Here is an 11,621-nt window from a genome sequence, read left to right as displayed (position 1 = left end):
TTCAGCGCTGCGCCTGCCGGTGCAGCAGGTTGAGGATCAGCGCCGTCCAGCCGGTCTGATGCGAGGCGCCGAGGCCCCGGCCGGTATCCCCGTCGAAGAACTCGTGGAACAGCAGGGCTTTCTCCCCGTCGCCGGGGCGGGTCTTGTCCCTGTCGCCGAGATAGGGCCGGTGACCGTCTGGGCCTTGCGTGAACAGGGCGATCAGCCTGTCCTCCAGGGCGGTGGCGATGGCCGAGAGCGACAATTCCCGGCCCGATCCGGTGGGAAACTCCATCGTGAACTCATCGCCGTAGAAGGTATGGAAGCGGTGCAGCGCCTCGATGATCAGGAAGTTCATCGGCATCCAGACCGGGCCGCGCCAGTTCGAGTTGCCGCCGAACATAGTCGAGGTCGAATCCGCCGGATCGTAGCGCACGGTGAACGAGGCCCCGAAGGCGTCCAGGGCATAGGGTGCGTCGCGATGGGCCTTGGACAGGGAGCGGATGCCGTAGGGCGAGAGGAACTCCGCCTCGTCGAGCATCCGCCGGAGCAGCGACTTCATCCGGTGCCCGCGCAGGAGCGACAGGAGCTTGCGGTCCTTCATGCCGCCCTCGTTCCAGCGCGAGACCAGGGCGGCGAGGTGCGGGCGGTTGTCGAGCACCCAGTTGAGGCGCCGGGCGAAGTCCGGCAGCCGCTGCAGCGTCAACGGGTCGATCACCTCGACCGCGAACAGGGGCACGAGGCCCACCATCGAGCGGACGCGTAAGGGGGTCATCGTCCCGCCGGGCATGTCGACGGCGTCGTAATAGAACTCGTCCTGCTCGTCCCACAGGCCGACGCCCTCGCCGCCCATGTCGGTCATCGCCTCGGCGATGCCGAGGAAATGCTCGAAGAACTTCGACGCCGTGCTCTCGTAGACGTCGTTGTGCAGGGCCAGTTCGAGGGCGATGCGCATCATGGTGAGCGCGTACATCGCCATCCAGGCGGTCCCGTCGGCCTGATGCACGGCGCCGAAGCCGGGCGGCGGACGGGAGCGGTCGAACACGCCGACATTGTCGAGGCCGAGGAAGCCCCCTGGAAGACGTTCCGGCCCTGGGCGTCCTTGCGGTTGACCCACCACGTGAAGTTGATGAGCAGCTTGTGAAAGACGCCTTCGAGGAAGGCGATGTCACCCCGCCCGCCCCGGCGCTCGCGGTCGATCTGGAAGACGCGGTAGGCCGCCCAGGCATGGACCGGCGGGTTGGTGTCGCCGAACTCCCATTCGTAGGCGGGAAGCTGCCCGTTCGGGTGCATGTACCATTCGCGCGTCAGGAGCAGGAGCTCGCCCCTTCGCGAAATCGGGATCGAGCAGGGCGAGCGGCAGGCATTGGAAGGCGAGGTCCCAGGCGGCGAACCAGGGATATTCCCACTTGTCCGGCATCGAGAGGATGTCGGCGCTGGCGAAGTGCTTCCATGTGGCGTTGCGCCCGTCCCGCCGCTCATGGGGCGGCGGGGGCTGGAGCGGATCTCCGCAGAGCCAAGTCCGCACGTCGTAGCAATAGAGCCTGCTTCGTCCAGATCAGCCCGGCGGCGGCCTGCCGGACGATGCGGCGGCGGTCCGGGCAATCGATGCCCTCGCTCAACGTGTCGTAGAAGGCATCCGCCTCGGCCGCACGGCGGCGCAGGATCGCTTCGGCGGAGTCGACCCCGCGCCGCCGTGACCCCGCCGAGAGGCGCAGGCGGATGCTGGCCTTCCCGCCGGGTTCGAGGTGGAAGCGGTAGTGCAGGCCGAGCTTCGTTCCGCGCGTTGCGCTGACGGCGGACAGGTCGCCCCGGACGATCGCGGCGTCGAGCCCGTCCTTGAACGGCCCCGCCGCCTCGGGCTGGTCGCCATGGAGGCGCAGGTTCGTGTCGTTCTCGCAGAACAGGAGCGAGGGCTCGCCCCCGTAGGACAAGCGATACCGGCCGAGCCGCGGATGGTGGCCATCGACGCCGCCCTCGGAGGCTTCGAACCAGGGCCGCCAGGGGACGCGCCCCTCGCGCCAGCTCCAGATGTTGCGGAACCAGAGTTGCGGCACGAGGTGCAGGTCGGCGGGCTCGGCTCCGCGATTGATCGCGGTGACGACCATGAACAGATCGTCGGCATCCGCCTTCCCGTACTCGACCGTGACGGCGAAGTAGCGGTCCTCATCGAAGGCGCCCGTTTCGCCGATCTCGTATTCCGGCTCGTCGCGCCCGCGCCGGGCGTTGCCCGCGATCAGGTCCTCGTAGGGAAAGGGCCCGTGCGGGTAATGGTAGAGGAACTTGAGGTAGGCGTGGCTCGGGACCGCATCGAGGTGGTGATAGACCTCCTTCACGTCCTCGCCGTGATTGCCCTCCTCATTGGTCAGCCCGAACAGGCGTTCCTTCAGGATCCGGTCGCGCCCGTTCCACAGGCTCAGCGACAGGCACATCAGCCCGTGGTCGTCGCAGATCCCTGCGATCCCGTCCTCGCCCCAGCGATAGGCGCGTGAGCGCGCGTCCTCGAAGGTCAGGGAGCGCCACGCGTTGCCGTCGCGGCTGTAATCCTCGCGCACCGTGCCCCATTGCCGGTCGCTGAGATACGGCCCCCACAGGGACCACGCCGCGTCGCCGCTCGCCTGTTCGGTGATGCGCCGCCGCTCCGCCCAGCGATCGGCGTCGATCCGGTGCGGATCGGAGCCCGTCATGCTGCCGACCGCCCCGGCTTTACGCGGGCCTTTCGGCGAAGATCGCCTTTTTCACGATGGCGTGGACCCCCCAATTGCCATCGACCACCTGGGTGATGCCGAAATCGACCGCGATCGACATGAGGGAGATCGCCTCGTCCTCGGTGAGGCCCTGAGCGTGCATGAGGAACTGGCGCATCTTACGGAAGGCGTCCCGCATGGCGAGGTCGATCGAGGATTTCTCGAAGATCGCCGATTGGGCGTCCGGCCCGAGGTCGCGCAGGTAGTTCGGGTAGCTGAACCCGGACAGCACCCAGTCCTCAGCCGTCTCGATCATCGGGAAATCGAGGGATTCGAGGGAGGTCCCCGCGAGGTCGGCCTTCTTGTGCAGGATGAACTGGAACGTGCCGGTGAGCGAGCACTCGATGGCCGTTCCGCAGAGTTCGGAATCGCCCTGGCTCGCATGGGGGTCGCCGACCGAGAACAGCGCGCCCGGCACCGCCACCGGATAGTACATCGTGGCGCCCTTCCCGATGCGCCAATTGTCGATGTTGCCGCCCGTGTAGCTCGGCGGGATGGAGTTCACCATCTCGGCCTCGGCAGGCGCGAGGCCCATCGTGCCGAAATGCGGCCGGATCGGCAGGCGGATGCCCTTCAGCACCTCGAAGTTGCGCGTCGTCTTCGCGTGGTCGACCGGCAGGCCGGGATAGTCGATCGTCGGGTGTTCGACCCCGTTCGGATCGGTCACACCGGGCCAGCGGAAGCTGTAGGCGGCCCGTGCCCAGTCGCGGCGGCCGGTGGCGTCGATCTCGTAGATCGTCACGACCTCGCGGGGCCGGTCGCCGGTCAGCAGGTCCTTGTAATGGTAGCCCCACCAGGCCGCCGCGTTGCTGCCGAAGGCGAGCCCCTTGAATTGCGGGTTCGCGCTGGGCCGCGGGGCGACGTCGAGGATGCGCACCTCCAGCACGTCGCCGGGCTCCGCGCCGCGGATCGCCACCGGCCCCGTACAGATATGGACCCCGAGGCCGCCGCCCGGCCCGAGCTTGGCATCGTCCGGCCCGGCGCCCCGGCGCGCGACGCCCTTCTTCTCCTTGGTCCAGAGGAAGACGCTCTCGGCCCCCGGGTCGCCCTTGACCATCCGTTCGGCATCGTCGTTGGCGTGGTGCGTCAGGGTTTCGATCGTGACGAAGTCGCCCGAATCGATCTCCACCTGCGGCTTCAGGCTCTTGCTGAAATAGCCCCAGTGCACGGTGTCGGCATTGGCGGGCAGAAGGTAATGCGCCGTTTGCCCGGCCCCCTTCGCAGCGCTCTTGGCCGCACTCGCCTGAGCGAGGGCGGGGCTGACGAGGGTGGTGCCGCCCGCCAGCATCGCGGCGGCCCCGCCGGTGGCGGCGAAGGTGCTCTTCAGAAAGGCCCGGCGCTCCGGCTCCATGTCGCGCCGGTAGCGCAGACGATGCTCGGCGAAGGCCGCGCAGGTCGGATCGTCACCCAGGCACATGGCATTTCCCTACCGGCGTCACTCTTGCCGGGGCGCTATGCAAGCCGGCGGCCACGCTTCGGCGCGACTGCGCTTCGCGCTATGGCTATGAAGGCGGGACGCGAGACGGAGGATGGGTGTGGCGGGAGGCGGCGGGACCGCGCCGGTGCGACGGCGGCGGCGGGATGGAGAGGCACGCCGCGAGACCGTGCTCGATGCGGCCCTCGACATCTTCTCCACCGTCGGCTTGCACGGGGCCAGCATCGACCAGATCGCCGACCGTGCCGGGCTCTCAAAGGCAAACCTGCTCTACTATTTCCCCTCGAAGGAAGATCTCTACGTCGCGGTGCTCCGGCGGGTTCTCGACGTCTGGCTCGACCCGCTCCACTCGCTCCGCGCCGACAGCGAGCCCGCCGACGCCCTGCGCCACTACATCCGCCGGAAGGTGACCCTGTCCCGCGACGCGCCGCAGGCCTCGCGCCTCTTCTGCCTGGAGATCGTCCAGGGCGCGCGTCTCCTGCGCGAGGAACTGGAAGGCCCCCTGCGGAGCCTCGTGGAGGAGAAGGCCGCGATCCTTCGTACCTGGATCGCGGCGGGCCGGATCGCCCCCCACGATCCGCATCACCTGATCTTCTCGATCTGGGCAATCACGCAGCACTATGCCGACTTCGCGACGCAGGTGGAGGCGATCACCGGGCGCAGCCTCGCCGATCCGGTCTTCTTCGAAGAGACCGTCACGAACACTCAAGGTCTGATCCTCGGTCACGTCGGCCTGGTCTGATTCGGGCGTGAAGAACGGTTTCGCGCCCATATCCTGCGCAAATCCCGCCCGGCGCGCAGTCATTCGGCGGGAAGTTTGTGCAAACGGTCAAAATCACCCGTTCGAAGTTTGACCATTTGGTCCAATCATCTCACTCTCCGTTCCACGAGCGGTCCTGAGCTTGCTTCGGCAAGTCGTCGCGAAGAGAAGTTTCTCTCTAGCGGCGTATTCGGGGCGGTTGATGCATCATCGGCAGGTCTCTTCGCCTGTCGTTTGAGGGGAGAGTGCGATGGCCAACCCCATGAACGTCGGCGTGTTCATCCCGATCGGCAATAACGGTTGGCTCCTGTCGGAGAATGCGCCGCAATACAAGCCGAGCTTCGACCTCAACAAGGAGATCACCCTCAAGGCCGAGGGCTATGGGCTCGATTTCGCCCTGTCGATGATCAAGCTGCGCGGCTTCGGCGGCAAGACCGAGTTCTGGGACCACAACCTCGAATCGTTCACCCTGATGGCGGGCCTCGCGGCGGTGACGAGCCGGATCAAGCTCTACGCCACCGCGCCGACCCTGTGCCTGCCCCCCGCCATCACGGCGCGGATGGCCTCGACCATCGATTCCATCTCGCATGGGCGGTTCGGGCTGAACCTCGTCACCGGCTGGCAGCGGCCGGAATACTCGCAGATGGGGCTCTGGCCCGGCGACGAGTACTTCGCCCGCCGGTACGATTACCTCTCGGAATACGCGCAGATCCTGCGCGACCTGTGGGGCACGGGCCGCAGCGACCTGAAGGGCGACTTCTTCCAGATGGACGATTGCCGCCTGAGCCCGCAGCCGCAGGCGCCGATGACGATCATCTGTGCCGGGCAGAGCGCGGCGGGAATGGAGTTCACCGCGACCTACGCGGACTACAATTTCTGCTTCGGAAAGGGCGTGAACACGCCGACCGCCTTCGCCCCCACCGTGGCGCGGCTGGAAGAGGCCAAGGCCAAGACCGGCCGGGACGTGTCCTCCTACGTCTTGTTCATGGTCATCGCCGACGAGACCGACGCGGCGGCGCAAGCCAAGTGGGAGCATTACAAGGCCGGGGCCGATCAGGAGGCCATCGCGTGGCTCGGCCTCCAGGGGGCGGCCGACACCAAATCCGGCAGCGACACCAATGTCCGCCAGATGGCCGACCCGACCTCGGCCGTGAACATCAACATGGGTACGCTGGTCGGCTCCTTCGCGACGGTCGCGACCTTGCTCGATCAGGTCATGACCGTGCCAGGCACGGGCGGCGTGCTCCTCGTCTTCGATGACTTCCTCAAGGGGCTCGATGATTTCGGCACCCGCATCCAGCCGCTGATGGAGACGCGGCGCCACGTCACCGCCGAGGCCGCGCCTCTGGCGGAGGTCGCCTGATGAGCGCACCCGCAGGCTACCGCGACCCAGCGGGCCGCCACGGGGCGGTGACGCTTCCGGCCCGGCCGGAGCCCATCGCCCTCGACCCCGCCACGACCGCGCTGATCGTAGTCGACATGCAGAACGCCTACGCTTCGAAGGGCGGCTATCTCGACCGGGCGGGCTTCGACGTCTCGGCGACCGGGCCGGTCATCGAACGGATCGCCAGGGCGGTCGCGGCGGCGCGCGCCGCCGGGATCACCGTGGTCTGGTTCCAGAACGGCTGGGATCCGGCCTATGTCGAGGCCGGGGGCCGGGCTCGCCGAACTGGCACAAGTCGAACGCGCTCAAGCACATGCGCGCCCGGCCGGAGATGAACGAGGCACTGCTCGCCCGGGGCACCTGGGACTACGCCCTGGTCGATGAGCTGAAGCCCGCCCCTGGCGAGATCGTGCTCGGCAAGCCGCGCTACAGCGGCTTCTTCAACACGCCGCTGGACAGCATGCTGCGCGCCCGCAGCATCCGCACCCTGGCCTTCACCGGCATCGCCACGAATGTCTGCGTGGAATCGACCCTGCGCGACGGGTTCTTCCTCGAATATTTCGGGATCGTTCTCGCCGACGCGACCCACCAGGCCGGGCCGCCCGCGCAGCAGGAAGCCGCCCTCTACAACATCGAGACCTTCTTCGGCTGGGTCTCCGACGTCGCCGCCTTCGAGGCCGCGCTGACGGCCGCCGAATAGCTCTTCTCCCTCCAGAAGGTACCGGACAGATATGCCGAAGACCGTGATCATTCCCCCCGGCACGGGCAAGCCGCTCGCGCCCTACGTGCCCGGCACCCTCGCGGACGGGATCCTCTACGTCTCGGGCACCCTCCCCTTCGACAAGGACAACAACGTCGTCCATGTCGGCGATGCGGGCGCACAGGCCCGGCACGTGCTCGAGACGATCAAGGGCGTCGTCGAGGCTGCGGGCGGCACGATGGACGACGTCACCTTCAACCACATCTTCGTGCGGGATTGGTCCGATTACGGCGCGATCAACGCCGTCTATGCGGAGTATTTCCCCGGCGACAAGCCCGCCCGCTACTGCATCCAGTGCGGCCTCGTGAAGCCCGATGCGCTGGTCGAGATCGCCACCGTCGCCCATGTCGGCAAGGCCGGGTGAGGCCATGGAGGCCCCCGTCCACCACGCGGTCGCGGGCCTCGCCACGGGGCGCCCCGTCCTGCTCTCGCCGGGCCTGGGCGGCTCGGCCGGGTATTTCGCGCCGCAGATGGAGGCGCTCGGCGCCGCCTTCCGCGTCGTCACCTACGACCACCGGGGCACCGGCCGCTCGCCCGGTCCCCTGGAGCCCGGCCACGACATCCCCGCCATGGCCCGCGATGCGCTGGGCGTGCTCGACGCCGTCGGCATCGCGCAGGCCGACATGGTCGGCCATGCGCTCGGCGGCCTGATCGCCCTGCAACTCGCCCTCGACCATCCCGAGCGGGTCGGGCGCATCGTCGTCATCAACGGCTGGGAGACGATGGACCCGGCCACACGCCGCTGCTTCGCCGCTCGCAAGGCGCTGCTGACCCGTGCCGGGGTCGAGCCCTTCCTGGCCGCGCAGGCGATCTTCCTCTACCCGGCGGCCTGGATCAGCGCGAACGGCGAACGCCTCGCCGCGGACGAGGCACATGCGCTGGCCCATTTCCCAGGGGCCGAGACGGTGCTCGCGCGGATCGCCGCCCTGGAGGCGTTCGACCTCGCCGGGCGCCTCGGTGGCCTTGCCCACGAGACCCTGGTGATGGCTGCGCGGGACGATGTGCTCGTGCCCTACACCGCCTCGGAGCGCCTCGCCGCCGCCTTGCCGAAGGCCCGGCTCGATCTCGCACCGGAGGGCGGCCATGCCCACAGCGTCACCCGCGCGGAGCCCGTGAACCGCGCGCTCCTCGATTTCCTCGACCGGCCCTGAGGAGGCTTCCGGCATGGGATTGCGAGACCCCCTCCCGATGATCGACGGCGCCGCCTATCGCGAGGCGATGGCGCGGCTCGCCGGTGCCGTGCATCTCGTCACGACGGACGGCCCCGGCGGGCGGGCCGGCTTCACCGCCACGGCGGTGTGCAGCGTGAGCGACACCCCTCCGACGCTGCTGGTCTGCATCAACCGGGGCGCCTCGGCCTTTCCGGCCTTCGACCGTAACGGGCGGCTCTGCGTGAACCTGCTGGCCGCTGATCAGCGCGCCATCGCGGATGTGTTCGGGCGCCGCCCGATGGAGGAGCGGTTCCGCGCCGGGGCCTGGGACGAGGGCCGCGGGGGCGGCCCGCTCCTGGCGGGAGCGCTGGCGGCATTCGAGTGCCGGATCGTGCGGCGCGTCCCGGCGGGCACGCACGACGTGCTGTTCTGCGAGGTCGATGCCCTGGCGGGGGGCGGCGGCGACGCCCTGGTCTACGGCTTCCGCCGCTACCACGCCCTGGCGGCCGAGGAGGCCCCGGCCGAGCCTCCCCGCCTCGATCGCGCCCTCCGGGCACCGTCCCACGCTCTCCTCTGACGGCACGGAAAATGCTCGCAACCTTGGCAGGCCGCCGCCGCGCGGCCGAGGACGAACCCGGTGCCGCGCCCGCCATGCTCGCGTCTCAAGTCGCGTCCCTCCGGGCCGTGCCGTCGCCGGTCCCCGCCCCATCCGTCGCGGAGCCCGCCGTCGCGGCTCGGGGCCTGTCCCTCACCTACGAAACCGCCGACGGCCCGGTCTTCGCCCTCTCGGGGGTGGACCTCACCGTCGCGCGGGGCGAGTTCGTCTCGTTCATCGGCCCCTCGGGCTGCGGCAAGACCACCTTCCTGCGCTGCGTCGCCGATCTGGAGCAGCCGACCGGCGGGGCGCTGACCGTCAACGGCCTCGGCGCCGAAGCGGCGCGGCTGCGCCGGGATTACGGCTTCGTGTTCCAGGCGCCCGCCCTCTACCCCTGGCGGACGGTCGAGCGGAACGTCGCCCTGCCCCTGGAGATCTTCGGCGTCCCGCGCCCCGAGCGCCGGGAGCGGGTGGCCCGCTATCTCGACCTCGTCCACCTGACGGGCTTCGGGCGCAAGTTTCCCTGGCAGCTCTCCGGCGGGATGCAGCAGCGTGCCTCCATCGCCCGTGCCCTGTGCTTCGAGCCAAAGCTCCTGTTGATGGACGAGCCCTTCGGCGCCCTCGACGAGATCGTGCGCGACCATCTCAACGCGCAATTGCTCGACCTTTGGCGGGAGACCGGCAAGACGGTGCTGTTCGTCACCCATTCCATCGCGGAGGCGGTCTACCTGTCGGGCCGCGTGGTGGTGATGTCGCCCCGGCCCGGCCGCATCGTCGACATCGTCGATTGCACCGGCCTCGGGCGGGAGCGCCCCCTGGAGATCCGCGAGACGCCGGAATTCCTGGCGCTCGCCCACCGCGTCCGGGAGGGCCTGCGGGCCGGCAACGCCTATGAAGGCTGAGCCTCTGCGGCGCGGCGGCAGCACCCTGCCGGTGGCGGGCGTGGTGCTCGCGATCCTCGCCCTCTGGTCTGTCGGCGCGCTTCTCGGCAACTGGAACGGGGCGGCCGACGCCCTGGTTCGAGCGGGCGAAACGCCCGATTTCACCACGGTCGCCGCCGCGACCATGGCGCAGGAGCGGCCGGTGGTCCCGGCGCCGCATCAGGTCCTGCAGGAACTCGCCCGCAGCCTGTTCGGCCTGCCGGTCACCTCGAAGCGCAGCCTCGCCTATCATGCCTGGGTCACCCTCTCGGCGACCCTCGTCGGGTTCGGGATCGGCGCGGCGCTCGGCCTCGTCCTGGCCATCGCCATCGTTCATCTGCGCAGCGTCGAGCGCAGCCTGATGCCATGGATCGTCGCCTCGCAGACGGTGCCGATCCTGGCGGTCGCCCCCATCGTGATCGTCGCCCTCGGGGCGGCCGGGCTGACCGGCCTGCTGCCCAAGGCGGTGATCGCGGCCTATCTCTGCTTCTTCCCGGTCACGGTCGGGCTCGTGAAGGGTCTCACCTCCCCCGACCGGATGCTCTGCGACCTGATGCGGACCTATTCCGCCGGGCGGGTGCAGACCCTGTGGCGGCTGCGCCTGCCCGCCGCCCTGCCCTACCTGTTCGCCGCCCTGAAGATCGCGGTGGCGGCGAGCCTCGTCGGCACCATCGTCGGTGAATTGCCGACCGGCGCGCAGGCCGGAATCGGCGCGCGCCTGCTCGCGGGCTCCTATTACGGGCAGACGATCCAGATCTGGGCGGCGCTCTTCGCCGCCGCCGGGCTTTCGGCCCTCCTCGTCTCGGCGGTGTCCCTGGCGGAAGCGGGCACGGCAAGGCTGACGGGGACAAGGCTGACGGGGGCGCGGCGATGACGGGGCCCCGTCGCCATCTGGGGCGTGCCCTCGCCCTGACCTTGGCGTCCTTCGCCCTCGGGCTCGCCCTGTGCGTCCTCATCCACCGCCCGGACATCGCCGGGCAGGCGGGGCCGGGTGTCTGGGGCGCGACGCTCGGTCTGTGGCTGCTGGCGAGCCTCGCCGCCTCGGACCTTGCCGCCCTGAGCCTGTCCCGGCCCATGGGCCGCCGGGCCGTGGCGCTCGGGCCGCCGCTGCTGTTCGGGTTCCTCGTGGTCGCGCTCTGGGAGATCGTGACCGTGGGGGCGGGCGTGCCCACGGTACTGATGCCACCGCCCTCTAGCGTCGCCGCGCGCTTCGCGAGCGCGTGGCCGGTGCTGGCGGCGGATTTCGTGCAGACCTTCGTGAAGGCGGCTCTGCCCGGTTACGTCATCGGCAACCTCGCCGGGCTCGGCCTCGCGATCCTCGCCGACCGGGTGCCGGTGCTGCGGCGGGGCGTGATGCCGGTGGCGAACTTCGCTTCGGCCCTGCCGATCGTCGGCGTCGCGCCGATCATGGTGATGTGGTTCGGTTTCGATTGGCCGTCCAAGGCCGCCGTGGTCGCGCTGATGACCTTCTTCCCGATGCTGGTGCAGGCGAGCGCGGGCTTGTCCGCGACGGGCCGCCTCGAACGCGACCTGATGCGCAGCTACGCGGTGGGCTACGGGCAGACCCTTCTGCTGCTGCGCCTGCCCACCGCCCTGCCCTTCCTGTTCACGGCGCTCAAGGTCAACGCGACGCTGGCACTGATCGGGGCGATCGTGGCCGAGTTCTTCGGCACGCCCATCGTCGGCATGGGGTTCCGCATCTCCATCGAGGCGGCGCGGCTCGCACTGGACATGGTCTGGGCCGAAATCGCCCTCGCCGGGCTCGCGGGCTCCGGCTTCTACGGACTCGTCGCGCTCATCGAGCGGGCGACAACGCACCGGCCGCCAGCGGCGCGGACGGCCTGAACACCCATCACGATCGGCAGGGGGACGCGGAATGGCACGCGAGCG

Annotated in this window: 9 protein-coding genes and 2 pseudogenes; 9 read left to right on the top strand and 2 right to left on the bottom strand. The window is 69.5% G+C overall.

What is annotated here, in order from left to right; translation table 11 throughout:
- Position 1: 1 nt before the first annotated feature.
- Both ACFQE0_RS19540 and ACFQE0_RS19535 read right to left on the bottom strand, forming a co-directional pair.
- Positions 2-2,666 (bottom strand): annotated as a pseudogene (locus ACFQE0_RS19540) (MGH1-like glycoside hydrolase domain-containing protein).
- 19 nt (positions 2,667-2,685) lie between these two features.
- Positions 2,686-4,143, bottom strand: coding sequence for an acetamidase/formamidase family protein (locus tag ACFQE0_RS19535; protein WP_378972629.1), 1,458 nt, complete (start codon positions 4,141-4,143; stop codon positions 2,686-2,688).
- 112 nt (positions 4,144-4,255) lie between these two features.
- On the opposite strand from ACFQE0_RS19535, the gene rutR reads away from it, so the two are divergent.
- From rutR to ACFQE0_RS19490, 9 genes and pseudogenes are all read left to right on the top strand, one after another.
- Positions 4,256-4,903, top strand: a complete 648-nt coding sequence (rutR, locus tag ACFQE0_RS19530; RefSeq protein WP_378972627.1) for an HTH-type transcriptional regulator RutR — start codon at positions 4,256-4,258, stop codon at positions 4,901-4,903.
- Between the two features lie 280 nt (positions 4,904-5,183).
- Complete coding sequence (gene rutA, locus ACFQE0_RS19525; protein ID WP_378975581.1) at positions 5,184-6,284, top strand: pyrimidine utilization protein A; 1,101 nt, start codon at positions 5,184-5,186, stop codon at positions 6,282-6,284.
- Positions 6,284-7,005, top strand: a pseudogene (rutB, locus tag ACFQE0_RS19520) (pyrimidine utilization protein B). Before rutA ends, rutB begins: the two are co-directional and overlap by 1 nt.
- A gap of 31 nt (positions 7,006-7,036) precedes the next feature.
- Complete coding sequence (rutC, locus tag ACFQE0_RS19515; protein WP_378972625.1) at positions 7,037-7,429, top strand: pyrimidine utilization protein C; 393 nt, start codon at positions 7,037-7,039, stop codon at positions 7,427-7,429.
- Positions 7,430-7,433: 4 nt separating this feature from the next.
- Positions 7,434-8,216, top strand: coding sequence for a pyrimidine utilization protein D (rutD, locus tag ACFQE0_RS19510; protein ID WP_378972623.1), 783 nt, complete (start codon positions 7,434-7,436; stop codon positions 8,214-8,216).
- A gap of 13 nt (positions 8,217-8,229) precedes the next feature.
- Complete coding sequence (locus ACFQE0_RS19505; RefSeq protein WP_378972621.1) at positions 8,230-8,793, top strand: flavin reductase; 564 nt, start codon at positions 8,230-8,232, stop codon at positions 8,791-8,793.
- Positions 8,794-8,804: 11 nt separating this feature from the next.
- Positions 8,805-9,713 carry an ABC transporter ATP-binding protein gene (locus ACFQE0_RS19500; protein WP_378972619.1) on the top strand — a complete coding sequence of 303 codons (909 nt, stop codon included), beginning with the start codon at positions 8,805-8,807 and terminating at the stop codon, positions 9,711-9,713.
- Complete coding sequence (locus ACFQE0_RS19495) at positions 9,703-10,605, top strand: ABC transporter permease (protein ID WP_378972617.1); 903 nt, start codon at positions 9,703-9,705, stop codon at positions 10,603-10,605. Before ACFQE0_RS19500 ends, ACFQE0_RS19495 begins: the two co-directional genes overlap by 11 nt.
- Positions 10,602-11,576, top strand: coding sequence for an ABC transporter permease (locus ACFQE0_RS19490; protein ID WP_378972615.1), 975 nt, complete (start codon positions 10,602-10,604; stop codon positions 11,574-11,576). Before ACFQE0_RS19495 ends, ACFQE0_RS19490 begins: the two co-directional genes overlap by 4 nt.
- Positions 11,577-11,621 lie beyond the last annotated feature (45 nt).

Origin of the sequence: Methylobacterium komagatae (assembly GCF_042661665.1) — a bacterium.
GTDB classification, from domain to species: Bacteria; Pseudomonadota; Alphaproteobacteria; order Rhizobiales; family Beijerinckiaceae; genus Methylobacterium; species Methylobacterium komagatae.
This window is presented reverse-complemented; position numbering and strand designations above follow the sequence as displayed.